General features: G+C 65.9%; 17 protein-coding genes. 6 read left to right on the top strand and 11 right to left on the bottom strand.

What is annotated here, in order from left to right; all coding sequences use genetic code 11:
• Positions 1-291: 291 nt before the first annotated feature.
• A complete protein-coding gene (locus HL671_RS31050; RefSeq protein ID WP_172241679.1) occupies positions 292-2,430 on the top strand; it encodes a PQQ-dependent dehydrogenase, methanol/ethanol family in 2,139 nt (712 codons plus the stop codon).
• 89 nt (positions 2,431-2,519) lie between these two features.
• Here the strand turns inward: HL671_RS31050 and HL671_RS31045 are convergent, their stop codons facing one another.
• The 6 genes from HL671_RS31045 to fliL form a co-directional block, all read right to left on the bottom strand.
• Positions 2,520-2,756: a hypothetical protein gene (locus HL671_RS31045; protein WP_012045425.1), complete on the bottom strand. Its 237-nt coding sequence runs from the start codon at positions 2,754-2,756 to the stop codon at positions 2,520-2,522.
• A gap of 38 nt (positions 2,757-2,794) precedes the next feature.
• A complete protein-coding gene (locus HL671_RS31040; protein WP_172241676.1) occupies positions 2,795-6,544 on the bottom strand; it encodes a tetratricopeptide repeat protein in 3,750 nt (1,249 codons plus the stop codon).
• Positions 6,545-6,647: 103 nt separating this feature from the next.
• Positions 6,648-7,418, bottom strand: a complete 771-nt coding sequence (locus HL671_RS31035) for a MotE family protein (protein WP_012045427.1) — start codon at positions 7,416-7,418, stop codon at positions 6,648-6,650.
• Entirely contained in the window at positions 7,415-7,894 is a 480-nt protein-coding gene (locus HL671_RS31030) for a DUF6468 domain-containing protein (protein WP_012045428.1), read from the bottom strand. The genes HL671_RS31035 and HL671_RS31030 overlap by 4 nt, the downstream gene beginning before the upstream one ends.
• Entirely contained in the window at positions 7,891-9,093 is a 1,203-nt protein-coding gene (gene fliM, locus HL671_RS31025; protein ID WP_012045429.1) for a flagellar motor switch protein FliM, read from the bottom strand. The genes HL671_RS31030 and fliM overlap by 4 nt, the downstream gene beginning before the upstream one ends.
• A 19-nt stretch (positions 9,094-9,112) precedes the next feature.
• Entirely contained in the window at positions 9,113-9,607 is a 495-nt protein-coding gene (fliL, locus tag HL671_RS31020; RefSeq protein WP_012045430.1) for a flagellar basal body-associated protein FliL, read from the bottom strand.
• Positions 9,608-9,994: 387 nt separating this feature from the next.
• Between fliL and flgF the strand changes: the two genes are divergently transcribed.
• Genes flgF through flgH form a run of 4 tightly spaced genes read left to right on the top strand, consistent with a single transcriptional unit; the run spans position 9,995 to position 13,447 of the window.
• The gene (gene flgF / locus HL671_RS31015; protein ID WP_012045431.1) at positions 9,995-10,759 is read left to right on the top strand and encodes a flagellar basal-body rod protein FlgF; all 765 of its coding nucleotides are present in this window, start codon (positions 9,995-9,997) and stop codon (positions 10,757-10,759) included.
• A gap of 27 nt (positions 10,760-10,786) precedes the next feature.
• On the top strand, positions 10,787-11,575 hold the full coding sequence (gene flgG / locus HL671_RS31010; RefSeq protein WP_012045432.1) for a flagellar basal-body rod protein FlgG: 789 nt from the start codon (positions 10,787-10,789) through the stop codon (positions 11,573-11,575).
• Positions 11,576-11,594: 19 nt separating this feature from the next.
• A complete protein-coding gene (gene flgA, locus HL671_RS31005; protein WP_012045433.1) occupies positions 11,595-12,662 on the top strand; it encodes a flagellar basal body P-ring formation chaperone FlgA in 1,068 nt (355 codons plus the stop codon).
• 5 nt (positions 12,663-12,667) lie between these two features.
• Complete coding sequence (gene flgH / locus HL671_RS31000; RefSeq protein WP_172241673.1) at positions 12,668-13,447, top strand: flagellar basal body L-ring protein FlgH; 780 nt, start codon at positions 12,668-12,670, stop codon at positions 13,445-13,447.
• Positions 13,448-13,800: 353 nt separating this feature from the next.
• Here the strand turns inward: flgH and HL671_RS30995 are convergent, their stop codons facing one another.
• The 5 genes from HL671_RS30995 to HL671_RS30975 all read right to left on the bottom strand — a co-directional run bounded on the left by HL671_RS30995 (position 13,801) and on the right by HL671_RS30975 (position 19,405).
• Positions 13,801-14,592, bottom strand: coding sequence for a 2-keto-4-pentenoate hydratase (locus HL671_RS30995; protein WP_012045435.1), 792 nt, complete (start codon positions 14,590-14,592; stop codon positions 13,801-13,803).
• A 151-nt stretch (positions 14,593-14,743) separates the two neighbouring features.
• Positions 14,744-15,766: an SDR family oxidoreductase gene (locus HL671_RS30990; RefSeq protein WP_172241670.1), complete on the bottom strand. Its 1,023-nt coding sequence runs from the start codon at positions 15,764-15,766 to the stop codon at positions 14,744-14,746.
• A 105-nt stretch (positions 15,767-15,871) separates the two neighbouring features.
• Positions 15,872-17,968: a sensor histidine kinase gene (locus tag HL671_RS30985; protein ID WP_246706015.1), complete on the bottom strand. Its 2,097-nt coding sequence runs from the start codon at positions 17,966-17,968 to the stop codon at positions 15,872-15,874.
• Positions 17,969-18,208: 240 nt separating this feature from the next.
• Entirely contained in the window at positions 18,209-18,574 is a 366-nt protein-coding gene (dksA, locus tag HL671_RS30980) for an RNA polymerase-binding protein DksA (protein ID WP_172114412.1), read from the bottom strand.
• A gap of 219 nt (positions 18,575-18,793) precedes the next feature.
• Positions 18,794-19,405, bottom strand: coding sequence for an NAD(P)-dependent oxidoreductase (locus HL671_RS30975; protein ID WP_012045438.1), 612 nt, complete (start codon positions 19,403-19,405; stop codon positions 18,794-18,796).
• A 144-nt stretch (positions 19,406-19,549) separates the two neighbouring features.
• Here HL671_RS30975 and HL671_RS30970 point away from each other — a divergent pair, with 144 nt between their 5' ends.
• Positions 19,550-19,924, top strand: a complete 375-nt coding sequence (locus HL671_RS30970; RefSeq protein WP_012045439.1) for a winged helix-turn-helix transcriptional regulator — start codon at positions 19,550-19,552, stop codon at positions 19,922-19,924.
• Positions 19,925-19,933: the final 9 nt, after the last annotated feature.

Below are 19,933 nucleotides of genomic sequence, written 5' to 3'. Positions count from 1 at the left end.
TCGTCAGCTAACGGAATCCATTTATGAGTACAGAACCTAGCTGGTCGTACGGCGATCGTGAAGCCAGAAATTGGAGACGAAAACGGCGGAGTTATTACATCTCATGATCGGGAATTTATCCTAACAATTCAGGGAGGCTCGGACATGACGCGCGATGTCCGCAACTACACGATCAACAAATAGTCTCAGCGCGCAACTTCAGCCTTGCATCGGGCGTGTCGTTCTTGACGCAGACTTTGATCGCCCTCTACGATCATCGCAGGATCCGCGAGAGATCCACGGAGGAACGATATGGAAGTGACGAAGTGCCCGCGTCCGGCCTGGATTCATGCTGCCTGGAGCACGGCAGCGGCCTTATGTGTCGCTGTGACGATGCCGGCAGACCACGCGACTGCGGAGGAGTTGTCGGCCGATCGCATCAAGGCAGCGATCTCCGCCGTCGACAGCACCATGATCAAGGCCAATACCGCGACATCGAAGGACTGGCCGACGATCGGCCTCGATTATGCCGAGACGCGCTTCAGCAGGCTCGACAAGATCAACACCGACAACGTCAAGGATCTGGGGCTCGCGTGGAGCTACAATCTCGACTCCGAGCGCGGCGTCGAAGCCACGCCGGTCGTCGTCGACGGCATCATGTATCAAACCGCCTCGTGGAGCGTCGTCCACGCGATCGATGCCCGCACCGGCAAGAAGATCTGGACCTTCGATCCCGGCGTGAAACGCGAGCTGGGCTACAAAGGATGCTGCGACGTCGTCAATCGCGGCGTCGCGGTCTACAAGGGCAAAGTGTTCGTCGGCGCCTATGACGGCCGACTGATCGCGCTCGATGCTGCGACCGGTCAGAAGGTCTGGGAGAAGGACACGCTGATCGACCACGAGCATTCCTACACCATCACCGGCGCGCCGCGCGCCTTCAACGGCAAGGTCGTGATCGGCCAGGGCGGCGCGGAATATGGCGCGCGGGGCTACATCACCGCCTATGACTCCGAAACCGGCAATCAGCTATGGCGCTGGTTCACCATCCCCGGCGATCCATCGAAGCCGTTCGAGGACGAGTCGATGGCGACGGCCGCCAAGACCTGGAATCCGTCGACCAAATATTGGATCAATGGTGGCGGCGGCACGCCGTGGGACACGATCACCTACGACCCCGACCTCAATATGGTCTATCTCGGCACCGGCAACGGCGCGCCGTGGAATCGCAAGATCCGCAGCCCGTCCGGCGGCGACAATCTCTACCTCGCCTCGATCGTCGCGCTGAATGCCGACACCGGCAAATATGTCTGGCACTATCAGGAGACGCCCGGCGATCACTGGGACTACACCTCGACCCAGCCGATGATCCTCGCCGACATCACCATCGACGGCACCCCGCGCAAGGTGATCCTGCACGCGCCGAAGAACGGCTTCTTCTTCGTGATCGACCGCACCAATGGCAAGTTCATCTCGGCCAAGAACTTCGTCGATGTGAACTGGGCCACCGGCTATGACGCCAATGGCCGTCCGATCGAAGTGCCCGCCGCGCGCGGCGATGATCCCTACGACTCCGTTCCCGGCCCCTACGGGGCCCACAACTGGCACCCGATGTCGTTCAATCCGCAGACGGGGCTGGTGTATCTCCCGGCGCAGAACATTCCGGTCAACCTCACACCGGAGAAGAGCTTCGTGAACAATGCGCCGACGCCGGGCAAGTTCGGCGGGGTCACGGCGTGGAATCTCGGCTTCATGCTGAACGCGACGCCGCCGAAGGCCCCGGCGTTCGGACGCCTACTGGCCTGGGATCCGGTGCAGCAGAAGGAAGTCTGGCGCATTGAGCACGTCTCGCCTTGGAATGGCGGCACGTTGACGACGGCTGGCAATCTGGTTTTCCAGGGCACCGCCGATGGCCGCTTCGTGGCCTATGATGCGCGGAACGGCAAGATGCTGTGGGAGACGCCCACCGGCACCGGCGTCGTCGCGGCCCCCTCGACCTACATGATCGACGGGGTGCAATATGTCTCGATCGCCGTCGGCTGGGGCGGTGTCTACGGGCTGGCGCAGCGCGCCACCGAACTGCGGACTCCGGGCACGGTCTACACCTTTGCCGTCGGCGCCAAGGCCAAGCTGCCGGAGTTCGTGAAGTACCAGACCGAGGGACTGCTGCAGGGCGTGAAATATGATCCCAAGGACGTGCCCGAGGGCACCGCGCTTTACATCGCCGCCTGCGCCACCTGCCACGGCGTGCCCGGCGTGGACAAGGGCGGCAACATCCGCAATCTCGGCTACGTGCCGGCCGAAGAGATCACCAAGCTGAAGGACATCGTCTTCAACGGACCGTTCCGCGAGCGCGGCATGCCCGACTTCACCGACAAGCTCAAGGAGGAGGACGTGGTGAAGATCCAAGCCTTCATCCAGGCCACGGCCGACGCCATCCGGCCGAAGAAGTAGCTCTCCATGCCTGGCCTGGTCCACCGCACCGGGGCGCCCGCGCCCTGGTCATGCGGCCCCCGGCCCCAGCTGCGAGCAGCTGCTTCGCCTCAGCCTGCGACGTCGTACTGCTTGCTCAGCTGATCGCCGATCTTCACCAGCATCGCGACGCTCTCGGGATAGCCCGGCAGCGTCGCCGTGCCCGGGTCGGCCTTGGCGCGGAACTCCCATTTGGTGCCCCAGCGCAGCACCGAGATCGCCATGCCGGCGGGACAATCGACCCGCGCCTTCAGCTCCTCCTTGGCCATCGCGATGAGCTCGGCTTCGGTCTTGGTCGGCTTGGTCATCTGATCATGTCCTCCCGCCCGTGCGCCATGCGTCGACCTCAACGGCCGACGATCGCCTGCTTGACGCCCTTGATGCGCGGCAGGCTCCCGGTGGTCTCCGGCTCGACCTTGGCGGCATCCTTGCCGCCTTCCGGCGACGACTTGCCGGTCGCGTCGGGGAAGCGCGCCTTCATATCGCGCAGGAAGCCGTCCAACGTATCGACGCTCGCCGCCATCTTGGCGATCTGGGCGAACTCGGCGCTGGATCCGCTCGCCGGCTTGCTGGCGACGTCGAAGGCGAGCTTGTCGGCCTCGCCGGTCATCAGCGGCGCATATTTCTCGCGGAAGCGAGCCAGGCCGATGGCGTCGTCAGCCAGCGCATAGCCGACGACGGCGCGCAGGATGTCGCCGCGCTCGGCCGGATTGAGCGGGCGGAAATCGCGCCAGCGGTCCCCGTAATAGAGCTCGATCTGCTCGGAAGCCTCGCGCCAGCGCCGCGACGCCCAGTAGATGTCGGAGCGCAGCCGGATCGCCTCGCGACCGATCACGTTGGTGATGATGTCGAGGGCGAGATCATGACGGCCGATGTCGCTGTTGGCGCGTGCCTCCAGCAGCAGCCGCTGCTGGCGCAGTTCGCCCGAGAGATCGGCAATGCGGGTCGTGCGCAGCGCCTCGATGGCGCGATCCGGCTTGCGATTGGTCAGATAGACCATGGCGAGGCGCGCCGCCACCTGGGCCCGCGCCGCGCCTTCGAGACGGCGATCGACCTGGTACTGCAGCAGCTCGGCGGCCTGATCGAGCAGATCGATGCCGACCAGGCGATCGGCCAGCTTGCGGATCATCTCGTCGCCGCGCCGGCCGATCGGGGTCAGCTCGCGAAAGCCGTAGAAGATGCTGAGCGCGTCGACCGGCGGCAGGTCATCGGCCTTGCCGCTGAGGAACAGCTGCGAGAACAGCCGTGATGCATTGTCCTGGGCCTGGCGCGCCATGTCCGAATTCGGCATCAGGCGGGTCGCCATGCGCGCGGCTTCGAGCGAGTCGGCATAGCGGCCGGCCTCCTCATAGAGCTGCGACATCATCTGCAAGGCCTGCACCTCGACCACGTCGCCGCGCCAGATCGCCTGCAGCGTCTCCAGCTCCTTCAGCGCATCGGCCGGCTTGATCTCACCGCGCTTCTGCAGCAGCTTGATCTCCAGGAGCTTGGCTTCGGCCGCGGCCATCCGGTCGCTGGAATTGATCGCGGCGCGATACTCGTCGAGCGCATCCTTCTCCTGCGCCATGGCCTCGGCCAGCCGGCCGCGCAGCACGGCCACGTCCGGCTTCATGTCGGGCGACACGCCGGTCACGTCGAGCTCGGCCCGCCGCTTGGCAGCACCGGCGAAATCCTTGATCTCGAGCGCCGACTTCATCGCATCCGCGATCACGATGCGCTGCAGGTCGAGCGGCAGCGAGGCGATGGCGAACTCGACATTCTTCAGCTTCTCGCGGGCGTCGGCAAACTTGCCCTGCCGCGCATAAGCGAGGCCCTTCCACATCTGCGAGTCGAAATTGTTGCCGATCGAGGACGTCGCGAGATCCTTCAGGCCCTGATCGGGCCGTCCCATCAGGATGCTGGCGACCGCATGGATCATCAGCATCGCGGTCTCGTCGGTGCGCGGATCACCGTCCGAGATCATCAGGTTGGTGACGCCGCGCGCCTCTGGATACATCGCCCGCGCCATGTAGAAGCGCGCCAGCGCGAGCCGCGCCTGGGCGCGCCGCTCCGGCTCCGCATCGGCGGCGGCCTTGATCAGCGCGTCCTGGCGCGCCAGGAAAGGCTGGTTCTGGTTACGCTGCCACTCGTCGATGTCGAACATCGGCCGGACGGCGGTCGGCGCGCGCTCCGGCGAGAAGCCGATCGAGGACAAAGTCAGGCCGCCGGGACGGCCAAGGATCACCTTGTCGGGCGCGATCTCGACAGCGACATCCTCCGAATTCGGGCGCACCGCGATGCCGTGAATGGAATCGAGCAGCGACAGGTCGACGAAATCCTGGCGCTTGATGAAGCCGCGGATCGGCGGTGGCGCGGTCACCACCAGCAGCGTGTCACCGGCATCGGGATCGGTCAGCCGGTGCAGCAACCCTGCCCCGGGATTGGCGAGCGGCACCATGACATTGGCCAGCGCGGGATCGGTGACATTGCGCATCACCATCAGCGGCTGCTGGTTGCTCTGGCCCTTGTCGGCAAAGGACAGCGTCCAGCTGCGGCCGCCATCGTCGCTGGACAGCGAATGCATCTGCGGCCGGTTGAGCCTGATCCGGATCGCCTGTCCCTTGTCGAGCGGCATCCGGTTGGCCTCGCCGACGATGGCGCCGCCCTTGGCCTTGATCGGCTCGACATCGACGGGCTTGGTCGAATCGAACACCATCCATACCGTGTCGCCGCGGCGGAACAACGCCGCCGGCGTGACCTGGCCGAAGCCGAAGGTAAGCCGCAGGCCGTCGCTGTCGCGCAGCGCTTCGAGCGTGGCGGCCCCGTTCGCGGTCGTCTCCACGGGCTTCTCGGCCATCTTCTCGACCGGCTTGGCGGGTTCGGCCTTGGCGATGTCGGGCTTCGCTGCCTCGGACTTTGCCGTCTCGGACTTCGTCGTCTCGGACTTCATCGTCTCGGGCTTGGCAGCCTCAAGCTTCGGCTCGGCCCTGGCGGCTTCGGCCTGCGGCGGCTCGGATTTGGCAGCTTCGGGCCTGGCCGGCTCGGCCTTCTCGGCCATGGCCGGCGCGGCGGCGGTCTCGGTCGCTGGCGTGGCCATGGCGGGCGCGGGCTTGGCCTCGGCCTTCATCTCTTTCGCGATCGTCTCGGAGGTCGGCGGCACGATCTCCGGCAGGGTGGCCTGCTTCGGCTTCTCGCCATTCGGCTTGTCACCATTGGGCTTCTCGGCGGCGGCCGCATTGGCGCCCGGCAGCGTATCGGAGGAGACCGCGGCCACCTTCTTGTCCGGCTGCACATAGGCCACGTCGATATTGTAGTTCTTCTCGTCGCGGAAGGCGTGGACGTCGACCTCGCCGATCATGCCGATCTCGACCACGGTCCTGGTGCCGTCGATGCGCTGATTGATCGCGGCGACGTTCGGCGGCGCCACGATCTTGGCGTCGGCGAGATCGAACGACAGGGGCGCCGTGAAGAACAGCGACAGCTTCTGGTCGTTGAGCACCGAGGAGATGCCGACCCCGTCGGGGATCTCGAACACGAAGCGCACGAAGGTCGGCTGCACCAGCGCGCGCACCCGGATCGGCGGGCGCTTCTTGGATTCCGCCTCTGCGCGCTGCAGCCGCAGCGCACGCTCGGCGGCGCGGGCGCGCTCGGCAAGCTCGCGCACCACCTCGGCCGGCAGCGGCGGCGGCGGGCCGGTCCAGCTGTCCGGCAACAGGTCGATGAAGACGCGCTCGCCCGCGGTCATGGTGTTGACGCGCACCTTGCGCGACAGCGACAGCCGCAACGCCGAGCCGTCCGGGTCGCCACGCGCCGAGGAGATGTAGTCCGGCGCCGCATCCGTCCAGCGATCGATCGGGATATTGGCGGGCCGATCGAACCTGATCAGCAGGATCGATCCGGCCGTGGTCACCTCGGCGCCGACATCCTCGGCGAATTTCAGCACCAGGCGCGCATAGCCGTTCTGGGCCGACAGGCTCGCCTCGCCGGACACCGGCGCCGCGCCGGCCGCAACCGTCGACAGCAGCATTCCGATGATGATGGCCGACGCCAACGCAATGCCGGCGCGCATGCGCGCGCGGACCTGCGACCGCAATCCGATGGGAGTCATGCGCGCCATGGTCACAAGCTTCCAGTTCGTCATCCGTAACGCGACGGATACGCCTGCCCCGCCACGCCGGAAGTCTAGGAGCCGGCGTTTAAGGGCGCATTAAACATGCGGTTCAATTGGTCCTGACCGGCACGATCTTGCCTTCGATCTTCGGCAGTTCGGCGCTGGTGTCGGGCTTGTCCGCGCCCGCCCGGCGCGCCAGCTCCACCGTGAGCCGCTCGGCCGCCTCCGGCGTCATCAGGCCGAGAATGTCGGACATCTTGCGCGGGGCGATCTGGGACGCGATCTCGATCAGCACCGACATGTCGAGCCTGTCAAACACCTTGGCGGCGTCTTTCGGCTTCATGCCCTCATACATCGTGACGATGCTCTTGAAGCGGGCGTTGTCGGCCTCCGTCTTCGCCGCCTGCGCACCGGAAATCCGGCTCTCGATCGCCTTCATCTCCTCGGTCTTGGACTGGATGCGCTGCTCGGCGGCGCGCAACAGGCTCTCGCGGATGTCGATCTCGCGGGCGCGCGCGTCGAGCTCCTGGCGGCGCGACTGCAGCCGCTCGAGGATCGCCTTCTCTGCCGGCGACACCTGCTGCTGATTTTCTTCCGGCTTGATGACGACGCCGTCCGGCTTGGTCGCCGGGGCGGCCGGCTTCGGCGCCTCTTCCTTCTTCTCCTTCGGCTCGCCATGGGTCGAGCCGGTGACGAGGTCATTGTCCTCGCGGCCCGGATAGCCCAGGTTTTCCTGCGCCCAGGACCGCTTGGTCGCCTGCGGATTGTACTCGAAGACGTAGCCGCCATCGATCACGAGGCCGGCCACCTTCAGGACCGCGAGGCAGGCCACCGCAATCAGGACGACGGGAATGACTCGGATGTTACGAAACGCATTCATGCAGCGAGGCCACCGGTCCTTCGACGTTCAGAGAATGCCTGAGCCGCTGCGGCGACCGCCTTGGCGCTGGAGACGCGGACCGGCTCGGCAGTGATCGCCGGCACCGGCGCGGGCGCAGGCTCCGACGCGGCTTCAGGCGCGGTGATCGGCCGCGCGGCGCTGGCGATGCGCGACAGCCGGCGCACGACGCCGTCGCTCTCGGCCAGTTGCTTGCGCAGTTGATCCGACATCTGCGTCGCGGCCGCGAGCTGGTTGCCGAGATTCTCGTTGACGTCGCGTACCGCAAGCTTGAGGCCGCCGATCGCCCGCTCGGCGATCTCGGTCGCGGTGATCAGCTCGGCGATGACCGCCTTGAGCGAATGTTCGTCGGCCTTCAGCCGCTTGAGTCTGGAGTTCAGCAGCATGCAATAGCCGATGGTCAGCACCAGAAGGACCGCCACCAGGCTTTCGATGATCAATCCGAGCGAGTGGTTCATTGGGCCTCCATCAATTTGTTCTGGCCTTCGGCGCCTTCAAACATTGCGAGTGTAGTATTGGGCTTGCGCAAATTCTTGGTGACACGGATCGCGACGCGGTCGCCGACCCGGCCCATGCGTCCCTCCGTCAGCATCGTGCTGCCGCAACGGACCGCGACCAGCGCATCCGGGCGGATGTCGAGCGGCAGGGTGTCGCCGACCTTGAGCCGCATCAATTGCTTCAGGGGCACGTCGGCCTCGTAGAGCACCGCGTCGACGGCGACCTCGGCCTGGGCAATCTCGGTGGCGAAATGGCCTTCCCAGACCGGGTCGCGGCCGAACTTCTCGCCCATGAACATCTGCAACAGCACCGGCCGGATCGGCTCGATCGTCGCATAGGGCAGCAGGAGTTCGATATTGCCGCCGCGATCCTCCATGTCGATCCGCAGCTTCACCAGGATCGCGGCATTGGCGGGCCGGCTGATCGCGGCGAAACGCGGATTAGTCTCCAGACGGTCGATCGTGAAGCGCACCGGCGACAGCGGCCGGAACGCCTGCTCGGCGTCGCTCAGCACCACCTCGATCAGGCGCTTGACCAGATTGGTCTCGATCGTGGTGTAGGGCCGGCCCTCGACGCGCAGCTGGGTATTGCCGCGGCGGCCGCCCAGCAGCACGTCGATGATCGAATAGATCAGGGTCGAGTCGACGGTCGCGAGCCCGAAATTCTCCCACTCCTCCGCCTTGAACACCGACAGCACGGCCGGCAGCGGGATCGAGTTCATGTAGTCGCCGAAGCGCACCGAGGTGATGCGGTCGAGCGAGACCTCGACGTTGTCGGAGGTGAAGTTGCGCAAGGACGTCGTCATCAGCCGCACCAGGCGGTCGAAGACGATTTCGAGCATCGGCAGACGCTCGTAGGAGACCATCGCCGAATCGATGATCGCCCGAATGCCGGAATGGTCGTCGAGATTGACCTCGCCTGCGGTGAAGCCGAGGAGGTTGTCGATCTCCTCCTGCGACAGCACCCGCTCGCCGCCGTTCTTGGTGGCGCCGAAATCGCGGCTGCCGTCCTCGACCATCGCGGCCCATTGCAGGGCCATCGATTCGGTGAGCTCGTTAGCTGCTGCGGCTTCCGCGGCCTCTGCGGGATCCTCCGAATCGAGCGAGGCTTCCCATTGCGCGGCTATCGCATCTTGGTCGACTGGATCGTTGCCTGCCATGATCTTGCGCTTCCGTGCCTTACTGGACCACGATTTCCTTGAACAACACCGCGTTGACCTGGTTGGGCGCCAGCGCGACGTTGACCCGCTTGGTGAGCTCCTCCTTCAGCCGGAACAGGCCCGCCGAGCCATTGAGATCGCTCGGGCGGAGTTCGCGCAGATAGGTCTGGAAGATGTCGGTGACGCGCGGCAGCGTCGGCTTGATATGCTCGACCTGCTTCTCCTCCTTCACCTCGAGCACGATCTTCACTTTTAGATATTGGACGCGGTCGCCGGGATTACCGACGAGGTTGACCAAGAGATCCGGCACTTCGACGAAGGCCGGCGGCTTCGGCGCCGGCGCCGCCTCGGCGTGATGCTCGTCGTTCTTGTGGCTGAAGAAGAAGAAATACGCAGCACCGCCGATGCCGAGCAGCGCCAGGACACCGACGATCATGATGATCAGCTTGAGCTTGCTCTTCGGCGCGCCGGCTTGTTCTTCGCCTTCGCCTGCTCCGCCTTCATTCTCAGCCATGGCCTTCGGGATCCCCAAGGAAAATCACGGGAAGTCGAACCGATGCCGCCAGAAAGCACAATGACGCGAAACCAACGCTCCCAGCGCATCTGCGCTTCGTTGAGGGAACGCTACGGTAACAATGGTTAACGGAAGCTTTCTTTTGTTGAGGCGGTGGGAAAATCTTGCCGGGCAATTATGGTTGATAAGCCGTTATTGCCGGGTGTTTCGGGCGCGGTGAGAAATTCAAACCATTGAAAATACTCGATTTTCAGAGTTGGCACGACATTCGCTGTACTCCTCTCGAACCCGCCGGCTTGGGAGAGCTGAACGGTTCAGGAAGACCCGCTGGACGCCGCCTTGGGAGAGGCACCGAAAGCGGTATTCGTTAAAAGGGGAGATCGACCGGTGGAGAATGCACTTCTCATCGGATTGTCGCGGCAGATGGTGCTGGAGCGACAACTCGACGTCGTTGCCAACAACGTCGCCAACGTGAACACCAACGGCTTCAAGGCCGATCAGCAGCTCTTCGAGGAGTATCTCTCCTCCAAGGCTCACGAGGACAATTTTCCGGGCGCGAGCCGCAAGGTGTCCTATGTCCAGGACCGCGGCACCTATCGCGACTTTTCGCAGGGCTCGGCCCAGCACACCGGCAACGCGCTCGACGTCGCCATTTCGGGCAACGGCTTCCTGACGGTGCAGACCGCCGCCGGCGAGCGCTACACCCGCGACGGCAATCTGCACATGAACAATCTCGGCCAGCTCGTCACCGCCGCGGGCGATCTCGTGCTCGGCACCGGCGGCCCGATCGTGCTGCAGCCGACCGACCACGACATCAACATTTCCCCCGACGGCACCGTCACGGTGGTCGAGGGCGTCAACCGCACCGATTCGATCCGCGGCAAGCTGAAGCTCGTCAGCTTCGCCGACCCGCAACAGGCGCAGAAGCAAGGCAACAACCTTTATTCCGCCGCCGGCGGCGTGACGCCGCAGCCGGATACGAAGTCGACCGTCCAGCAGGGCTACATCGAAAAGTCGAACGTGAGCGCGGTCGGCGAGATGAGCAGGATGGTCGAAGTGATGCGCAGCTACACCCAGGTCGCCAACATGCTGCAGGTCCAGAGCGACATGCGCAAGAATGCGATCGAGAAACTCGCCGACGTTCCGGCCTGACCGCGACAGATTTGAAGGAGACGTGACATGCAGGCACTTCACACCGCGGCAACCGGAATGGCGGCACAGGAACTCAATGTTCAGGTGATCTCCAACAACATCGCCAACCTCCGCACCACCGGCTTCAAGAAGCAGACGGCGGCGTTCCAGGACCTGATCTACGACCATGTGCGCCGCGTCGGCGCGCAGTCCTCCGACCAGGGCACGATCCTGCCCGTCGGCATCGACATCGGCGGCGGCGTCAAGACCGTCGGCACGCCGCGCTCGATGACGCAAGGCACGCTGTCGCAGACCGGCAACAGCCTCGACCTCGCGATCTCAGGCGAAGGCTTCTTCAAGATCCTGATGCCCGACGGCACCTTCCAATACACCCGCGACGGCACGTTCCAGATGGACAATCAGGGCCGCATCGTCACGGCCCAGGGCAACCCGGTGCAGCCGACGATCAGCATCCCGCAGAACGCGTCGGGCATCACGGTCAATGCGCAGGGTCAGGTGTCGGTGACGCTGCCGGGGTCGACGACCTCGAACATCGTCGGCCAGCTCCAGCTGACGCGCTTCATCAACAAGGCCGGCCTGCAGCCGGTCGGCAACAACCAGTTCACCGATACGCCGTCCTCCGGCGCGCCGCAGGACGGCGTCGCCAACCAGGATGGTCTCGGCAGCATCACCCAGGGCAGCCTCGAACAGGCCAATGTCGACGTCGTGAGCGAAATGAGCGAGCTGATCGCCGCCCAGCGCGCCTACGAGATGAACGCCAAGGTCATCTCCGCCGCCGACCAGATGATGCAGTCCACCACCGCGCTGTTCCGCTGAGGCCTGAAGGGAGATCGCCATGATGACCCGAACCGCCCACTCGCTCGTCCTCGCCGCCGCCCTGCTCGCCTCGACTGCGATGTCGGCGCTCGCCGGCGATGCCGACACGCAGATCAAGGCTCCCGTCCTGCGCGCCACCGTCAACGTCACCGGCGATATTGTCCGCGTCGGCGATCTGATCGAGAATGCCGGGGCAGCGGCCAACATCGCCGTCTATCGCGCCCCGGATCTCGGCACCACCGGCCTGCTGCCGACGGCCCAGGTCATCGCAGCCTTGCGCAATCACCAGGTCATCGGCGTCGATGTCCGCGACATCAAGGAGGTCGCGGTCAGCCGGCTGGCCCGTGCGATCGATGCCAAGGAGGTCAGCGCCGCCGTGGCCCAGGCGCTCGAGCACCGCAACGGACTGGGCGACGCGGCCAGCCTCAGCGTCAGCTTCGACCAGCCGGTGCAGGACCTGAAATTCGATGCCTCGGCCAGCGGCACGCTGGCGCCCACGAGCGTGCGCTTCGATCCGCGCAGCGGCCGGTTCGACGTCAATTTCGAGCTCGGCAATGGCAACGGCGCGACCCCGATCAAGCTGCGCTACACCGGCGTCGCGGTCGAGACGGTCGAGACGGTCGTGCTGATCCGCAATGTCGATCGCAACGAGATGATCCGCTCCTCCGACCTGCAGATCGAGCGGCGGCCCCGCGCCGAGCTCGCCGGCGGCGAGCCCGCCTCGCGCGAGCTCGCGGTCGGCATGCAGATGCGCCGGGCGGTCCGCGCCGGCCAGGCGCTGAAGACGACCGACCTCGCCAAGCCCGACCTGGTGCAGCGCGACCAGACCGTCACCCTGATCTACCAGACCGCCGGCATCTACCTCACCACCCGCGGCAAGGCGCTGGAAGCCGGCACCGATGGCGACGTCGTCAGCGTTCTCAATCTGCAGTCCAAGCGCACGGTGACCGGCCGCGTCACCGGCCGCGGCCAGGTCTCGGTCGACATCGCCGTCGCGAAGCCCGCGCAGACGTCGGAAGCCGTGATGCCGGCGCCCGTCGCCGTCGCCAGCCGCCTTCCTGCCTCCGCCACCCCGAAAGCCGAGTAACTTCCATGTCCATGTTCAAGTTTGTTGCGCACAACTCTTCCGGCTTGCGGCGGGTCGCGCTGGTCTCGGTGTCCTTCGCGGTGCTGAGCTTCGCCGGCGGCTGCTCCTCGATCGACCGCATCTCGCAGATCGGCGAGCGGCCGAAGCTGACCGAGATCGACAATCCGACGACACAGCCGGGCTACAAGCCGGTGCAGATGCCGATGCCGAAGCCGGAGGTGGTGTCCTACGCGCCGAACTCGCTGTGGCGCAACGGCTCGCGGGCCTTCTTCAAGGACCAGCGCGCCCGCCAGGTCGGCGACCTCCTGACGGTCACGGTGAGCATCTCCGACAAGGCCAACATCGCCAACGAAACGCAGCGCAGCCGCACCAACAAAGAAGACTCGGGGATCACCGATTTCGTCGGCTCGAAGACGCTCGGCGCCACCGGCAAGAACATTCTGCCCGGCCGCATCCTGACCGCCGACGGCACCTCGTCCTCCGACGGCAAGGGCACCATCCAGCGCTCGGAATCGCTGACCACCAGCGTCGCCGCAGTCGTGACCCAGGTGCTGCCGAACGGCAATCTGGTCGTCGAAGGCAAGCAGGAGATCCGGGTCAATTACGAGATCCGCGAGCTGATCGTGGCCGGCATCGTGCGCCCGGAAGACATCCAGAGCGACAACACGATCGACTCCACCAAGATTGCCCAGGCGCGCATCTCCTATGGCGGCCGCGGCCAGATCACGGACGTGCAGCAGCCGCGCTACGGCCAGCAGGTGATGGACATCCTGCTGCCGTTCTGAGGCAGAGATCATGAGCGGACGACCGGGCGGATGCACCACGCCCGGTCGCATGAAGACACCGCCGAGCTGATCCGATCCGCGGTCGGTCGCCGGGACAACAACGAAGGACCCGCATGAAAATCCCTCCCCCTGCGGGAGGGTCAGGCAAGGAACGGCCGAGCGCGACACGGATCATCTCCCGCAGCCGCCGCCCTTCTCCTGAGCACGAGCTCCCACATTGTCCAACGCGAACCTAGGCGCAGCGGGCAATGTATACGCGGCCTCCGGTAGCTCCCCTGCCGGAGGCCGTGTTCGTTTGCGCGCATCACTGATCGAAGGCGCTGCCGAGCGGACGCCGGCTTGCGACGTCCCCTTCACACGAAGGCGGCCTCGACCACACCGAGCCCGTCCAGCTCCATGCGCACCCGGTCGCCAGCCTTCAGCCAGACCGTCTTCACCAGGCTCCCGGTCAGCACCAGTTCGCCGGCCTTCAGCCCCTGCCCGGTCGCGGCAAGATGGTTGGCGAGCCAAGCGAGCGCATGGAAGGGATGGCCCAGCACATCCGCTCCGGTGCCCTCGCCCGCCACTTCATCATTGATCATGGCGCGTCCCCTCACGGTGAGCAGATCCGGCAGAGCGGAGTGTGCAACCGCGGCGCCGAGCACGCAGCCGGCGGCGAAGAAATCATCCGCGATCAGGGTCGGTGCCCCCAACGTTTCCCATCTGACGTAGCGATCGTCCACGACCTCGATGGCCGGGTGACAGGCGCCGACGGCGGCCGCAACGCGCTCCGCCGTGAACGGCGCCGCCTCGGGCGGCAGGTTCCGCGCGAGCCGCGTCGCGATCTCGCATTCGACACCGACCCGGACGTAGCCGGTCGTCGGCAGGCTCACGCCGCTGCTATGGACCCCGGTGGCAAACACGCCGCCGGCACATGGGTGCGGGATCTGCAGATAGTCCTGCATCACCTTGCTGGTGCAGCCGATCTTGTAACCGACGCGGGCGCCCTGGCGGACCGCAACCTGCTCATGCAAAGCGCGCTGCACGGCATAGCCTGCGGCTTCATCTTCAGGCTGAAGCTCAGGCGGCAAGGCTCCGAGCGGTGTCAATGCGGCCCTGGCGCGGGCGATCATTGCAGCTGCGGCAGCCGCGGCATCAGCTTCCATGGACGTTCAACTCCGCTTGCCGACAGCTCCAACCGGCGCTGCAGGATTTATGGTGAAGAGATTGTTTATAAACGAGATTTCGAATCCCGTCTCAGCTTCATCTGCAGCCTGAAGACGCAGCCCGACGGCGCAACCGGCGTCGCAACGCAGGTCATCGCGCCAGCTGCCCGATCAAGCTCTCCGCGGTGGCCAGGATCGCTTCCTCGTTGGACCGCGGGCTCCACCCCAGCAGACGCTTCGCCTTGTCGGCGCTGGTCTCGCAATAGCGCCCCACGAGCGGCAACACGGCGCGCAATTGCGGGACTGCCAGGGCCAGCGCGCGCGCCAGCCAGTCTGGCAATTCGTAGCGCGGCGCCCGTCGCCCTGACGCCCCCAGCCGCACCCGCAGGAGCTCGGCGATCTCACGCAGTGACATCGGGGGGCCGGCGATGGCCAGGAAGCGCTCGCCCTTGGCGGCCGGCGCCGTCATCGCCCGCAGATGCAGATCGGCGACGTCGCGGACGTCGACCAGGCCGAAGCTGATGCGGGGCACGGCCGGGATCCGCCCGGCGAGGAGCGCCTGCACCATGGCGATCGAGGTCGAGACGTCCGGCCCCAGCACCGGACCGAGCACCGCCACCGGGTTGACCGTCGCCAGCTCCAGGCCGCCACCTTCCTGCGCAACGAAGTGCCAGGCGGCGCGCTCCGCCAAGGTCTTCGACTTCGGATAGGGTTGCACGGCCGGACCATCGAGCTCGCTCCAATCGGTCTCGTCGAACGGATGGCTGCGCCTCACGTGCCCGTAGCCGATCGCGGCGAAGGACGAGGTCACGACCGCCCGCTTCACGCCGGCATCGCGCGCGGCTCGCAGCACCCGCAAGGTGCCCTCGCGCGCCGGCACGATCAGCTCGTTTTCGTCTTTCGGCACATGGGCCGGCAGCGGCGAGGCGATGTGAAGCACGTAATCGCAGCCGGTTGCGGCCTCGGCCCAGCCATCATCACGCGTGAGGTCGGCCGCGTAGAACGACAGCGGGCCGCTGTCCGTCGCCCCGCCGCGCTGAAGCATCGCCAGCACCTCGCTCTGCCGAGCGGGCGTGCGCAAGGTGGCCCGGACGCGATGGCCGGCGGCCAGAAGCTGCAGGATCACATGCGTCCCGATGAAGCCGGAGCCGCCGGTAACCAGAACCTCGCTCATTGCGCCCGCCCCTCACCTGTCCTCCTGCGAGCTCCATGTTGTGACAGAACGCGATGGCGCCTCCATGTCAGAGCCGTCACCCACCATCCACAGCTGCGCGGGCCGTCAGGTCGCCTCACCAACGGCCGCGGCCGGGCCTTGGCCGAGCGTTTCCAGCCAGGGCATGTCGAACTGGCAGGTCAGCCCGGTCTCGCCAAAGCTGCGCTGCAGATGTCTGACGGTGCGCGTCAGCAACCGGCTGCCGAAGCCGACCACCGGCGGTTCACGTGCCGGCGGGCCGCCGCTTTCCTGCCAGCGGACGTGCAGAACGTCGGCACCGAGCGACCAACTGACGTTGACGTGGCCGTCCGGGGTGGAGAGCGCGCCATATTTGCTGGCGTTGCAGGCCATCTCATGAACGACCAGCGCCAGCTGGGTCGTCAGCTCGACGGGGACCAGGATGGTCGGACCGTGGATCACGAGCTGATCGGGCGTGCTGGCGAAGGGCGCGACCTGGCTTTGGATCAGCGCCGCGAGATCGGCGCCCTGCCAGTCGTTCTCGGCGAGGCTGGTGTGCACCGTGGCCAGCGCATGCAGGCGCGAGATGAAATCGCGGACCTTGACGTCCTGGCGCGGCAGCAATTGATGCGCCAGCGACTGGACCACGGCGAGGCTGTTCTTGACGCGGTGCGCCAGCTCGTGAACCAGCAGCTCGCGCCTCCGGTCGGCCTCCTTCGCCGCGGTCACATCGATATTGACGCCGATCATCTGCAGATCGCTGCTGCCCTCCCCGGACAGCATGCGGGCGCGCGCCTCGATCCAGCGCACCGAACCGTCCGGCAGCGGCACCCGCCATTCCGAATCGAGCTCGCCGCTGATCAGGGCCTTCCGATTATCCCGGTCGGCGCGGTCCCGGTCTTCGGGGTGCACGAGCGCCAGCCAGTCGTCATAGGTGCCGGGGAAGGTCCCCGGAGCCACACCGTAGAGCTCCTCGATCTCCGCAGACCAATGGCTGGTGTTGGACTTGCCGTCCCAGATGAACGTCCCGAGCCGGCCATATTTGGCTGCAAGCCGAAGCTGCTCTGCGCTGCGCGATGCATCGTCCCTGGCCTTGGCCAGCATCCTGAAGTTCTCCTGAAGGATGCGCGCGCTCTCCGCCTGTGCCCGCTCGGCTGCGGCAAGGCGTGCGTTCAGCGCCCGCACCTCTGGTGGATCGGACGCCGCAGCCTCGCCGGGAATGGAGTTCCTGACCGCGATGCTGCCGAGCGGCCTGGCGATGCTGGCGGCGATCGCGGCCGCGAGCAGCAGCGCGAGCCCGCAAATGGTCGTTGCCGCAATCGTGGCGGTCTTGACGGTCGATGAGATCGCCTGCGTGAACGCGCCCCGCTTGATGCCGACTCCGACCGTCCAGCCGCTCAGCTGCGGGTGCGCATTGGCATTGATGACGCGATCCCCCTCGATCGAGGTAAACTCCGCGATGCCGTCGACCGACGCATGCGCCCGCCAGCCGGCCGATGCGAGCTGGCCCGTGCTCGTGGCGTTCTTCGGGATACGGGTGATGTAGCGGCCGCTTTCGTCCATGATGCCGACCAGCCAATCGGCCGGCAGCTGCTGCTGGGCCAGCAGCCGGGTATAATTCGACTCGGGCATGGCGATCGACAGGCAACGGAACGGCTTGCCGTCCTTGAAGACGGGAATATCGACGGTTGCGACCCACGCGCCGGAGTTCGGCCCCGTGAAGATGTCCGAGATCGATGGCCGTCCCGATCGAAAGGCGCGGTCCTGGGAGCGGCGGCCCTCCGGCGTGCGCTCTCCGAGCGGCTTGCCCGGCGCGGACACCGTGTTGAGCAGGAGGTGGCCATCCACATCCGAAACGATGATCCAGCCGTCCCCGCTGACGGCACCGACGCGGCGCGCCTCCGCCTCGAAGTCGGTGAGATCCGCTGCGCTGAGCTCGGGCGACTTTGCAAGCACCTCCGCCAGCGCGATATAGCGGCGCAACTCGGCATCGACGGCGCCGGAGATCGTCTGGGCTGCATAAGAAAGGCCGCGCCGGATCGAATCGTCCGCCGACTGCGCCAGCGAGGCGATGACATAGGCAATCAGGCCGACGCAGGGCAGGAACAGAATGCCCGCCAGCAACAGCAGCCGTCCCTTGATGCTCATCCCGCCATAGGAACGCTGCAGCATCGGTAGTAAGCGCCCGAGCAAGCGCCTTGGCATTTCCGGCTCGCGCATGATCCCCCGCGGCGTGTTCCCAGATGGAACTGCCACCAACTCGGGAATAGCCGAAAGGTTCCTTGCAACGTGGGGAAAGGCTGAACCAAGGGGAACGGCGGGGACGCCCCCTGCGGGACTGCGCTCGATTCAGCCCACGAAAATACCGTCAGACCCAGAGCGCAGCGATACGACCGCACCCGGCGGGCGGCCGCAATCCCCGCTTGCTCTCACCGGCCTCGCGACTTACTCGTCGCGATAGACCTTTTCGCGCTTCTCGTGGCGCTCCTGCGCCTCGACCGACAGCGTTGCGATGGGCCGGGCTTCGAGCCGCTTGAGCGAAATCGGCTCGCCGGTTTCCTCGCAATAGCCATAGGTATTGTCTTCGATGCGCTGAAGCGCAGCGTCGATCTTGGAGATCAGCTTGCGCTGGCGATCACGGGCGCGAAGCTCGATCGCCCGGTCCGTCTCCGACGACGCACGATCGGCGAGGTCGGGATGGTTCACGTTCTCCTCCTGCAGAGCCTGCAGGGTGAGCTTCGATTCGCGCAGGATCTCCTCCTTCCATGCCAGCAGCTTGGCGCGAAAATACTCGCGCTGGCGTTCGTTCATGAAAGGCTCTTTTTCGGAAGGTTTGTAGTTCTTCAACTTTTCCAAGGTCAGCCCATCTGTACGTGCTGGCGCCGGTCTCGGCACCGGCGGACGGAATACGCCCGTTCGCGGCCGCGTTATATAGCGGCCTCATGTGACAGACAATATTTCCATCGAGACGGGCACCCCGCCGTTGCACAGGCAAATTCGCGGCCTGCCGGCGGGGGCTGTGGGACAACCTCAATAACCGACCGTGAAACGGGCCCGCCGGTGCGCCGGACGCTCGATTTCGTCGGCCATGGCCACGGCAAAGTCCTCGAACGAGATGAAGCTCTTGCCCTCGGCATCGACCAGCAGCTGGTCCGTTCCGAGGCGGAACTTGCCGGTCCGGCTGCCGAAATCGATCATTGCGGACGGCGACAGGAAGGTCCAGTCGAGCTCTTTCTCCTGTCGGAGACGGTCAAGGAACGCCGCGCCCTTCTCGGCCTCGGCCTTGTAGGCCGCCGGAAAGCCTGGCGTCGTCACCAGCCGCACGCCCGGCGCGACCTCGAGCGAGCCGGCGCCGCCGACCACGAGGTAACGCGATACGCCGGAGTCCTTTGCCGCGCCGATCAGGGTCTCCGCATCGCTGGCCGAGAAATGGATCGAGCTGATCGCGACGTCGTGGCCCGCCCAGAGCCGCGCCAGCTCGGCGCGGTCATTGGCGTCGCCCTTGACTGCCGTGACATTGGGGTGCGCCAGGATCTTGTCGGGATTTCGGGCGATGCCCGTGACCTGATGGCCACGGCCGGCGAGCTCGGCAGTGATGCGGGATCCGGCACGGCCGGACGCGCCGGCGACGGCGATCTTCATCTTGCAACTCCTTAGGTTCGGTCTGGTTCGCTCGGAGCGGAGCCCTGGACGGGCGTCCCCGGTTTCCGATAGGAACTAGATAGCTGAACGACTGCTGGTGTTAAGAGCGCACTTCAAGATCACCTGGTCACGCCGGAGTAACCGATGAGAGCCGCGAACGTCTATTCGGCCGACTGCCCGACCCGCCAGATCCTCGATCGGGTCGGCGACAAATGGGCGGTGCTGATCCTGATCCTGCTTCGCAACCAACCCTTGCGCTTCAACCAGTTGCGCCGAACAATCGAAGGCATTTCGCAGAAGATGCTGTCGCAGGTGCTGAAGAGCCTGGAGCGCGACGGGCTGGTGCGGCGGCGCGCGATCGCGACGGTGCCGGTGACGGTGGAATATTCGATCACGCCGCTCGGTCTGACCTTGGCCGCCGCGGTCGATCCATTGCGCGACTGGGCGGAGCGGCATCTGAAGGACGTCAGCGCCGCACAACGGCGCTATGACGCGCAGCAGACCTCGAAGGCGGCGTAAGCGCGTCTC

This window comes from Bradyrhizobium denitrificans (assembly GCF_013179005.1).
In the GTDB taxonomy this organism is placed as follows: Bacteria; Pseudomonadota; Alphaproteobacteria; order Rhizobiales; family Xanthobacteraceae; genus Bradyrhizobium; species Bradyrhizobium denitrificans.
The sequence above is the reverse complement of the archived record's forward strand: the minus strand, read 5'-3'. Positions and strand labels throughout refer to the sequence as shown.

Coding starts and splice junctions, on each gene's coding strand:
- flgA (WP_012045433.1), top strand. CDS start 11,595: ATGATGACCCGAACCGCCCACTCGCTCGTCCTCGCCGCCGCCCTGCTC.
- fliL (WP_012045430.1), bottom strand. CDS start 9,607: ATGGCTGAGAATGAAGGCGGAGCAGGCGAAGGCGAAGAACAAGCCGGC.
- HL671_RS30990 (WP_172241670.1), bottom strand. CDS start 15,766: ATGAGCGAGGTTCTGGTTACCGGCGGCTCCGGCTTCATCGGGACGCAT.
- HL671_RS30985 (WP_246706015.1), bottom strand. CDS start 17,968: ATGCCAAGGCGCTTGCTCGGGCGCTTACTACCGATGCTGCAGCGTTCC.
- HL671_RS31040 (WP_172241676.1), bottom strand. CDS start 6,544: ATGGCGCGCATGACTCCCATCGGATTGCGGTCGCAGGTCCGCGCGCGC.
- flgG (WP_012045432.1), top strand. CDS start 10,787: ATGCAGGCACTTCACACCGCGGCAACCGGAATGGCGGCACAGGAACTC.
- dksA (WP_172114412.1), bottom strand. CDS start 18,574: ATGAACGAACGCCAGCGCGAGTATTTTCGCGCCAAGCTGCTGGCATGG.
- fliM (WP_012045429.1), bottom strand. CDS start 9,093: ATGGCAGGCAACGATCCAGTCGACCAAGATGCGATAGCCGCGCAATGG.
- HL671_RS31030 (WP_012045428.1), bottom strand. CDS start 7,894: ATGAACCACTCGCTCGGATTGATCATCGAAAGCCTGGTGGCGGTCCTT.
- flgH (WP_172241673.1), top strand. CDS start 12,668: ATGTCCATGTTCAAGTTTGTTGCGCACAACTCTTCCGGCTTGCGGCGG.
- HL671_RS31035 (WP_012045427.1), bottom strand. CDS start 7,418: ATGAATGCGTTTCGTAACATCCGAGTCATTCCCGTCGTCCTGATTGCG.
- HL671_RS31050 (WP_172241679.1), top strand. CDS start 292: ATGGAAGTGACGAAGTGCCCGCGTCCGGCCTGGATTCATGCTGCCTGG.
- HL671_RS30995 (WP_012045435.1), bottom strand. CDS start 14,592: ATGGAAGCTGATGCCGCGGCTGCCGCAGCTGCAATGATCGCCCGCGCC.
- HL671_RS30970 (WP_012045439.1), top strand. CDS start 19,550: ATGAGAGCCGCGAACGTCTATTCGGCCGACTGCCCGACCCGCCAGATC.
- HL671_RS30975 (WP_012045438.1), bottom strand. CDS start 19,405: ATGAAGATCGCCGTCGCCGGCGCGTCCGGCCGTGCCGGATCCCGCATC.
- HL671_RS31045 (WP_012045425.1), bottom strand. CDS start 2,756: ATGACCAAGCCGACCAAGACCGAAGCCGAGCTCATCGCGATGGCCAAG.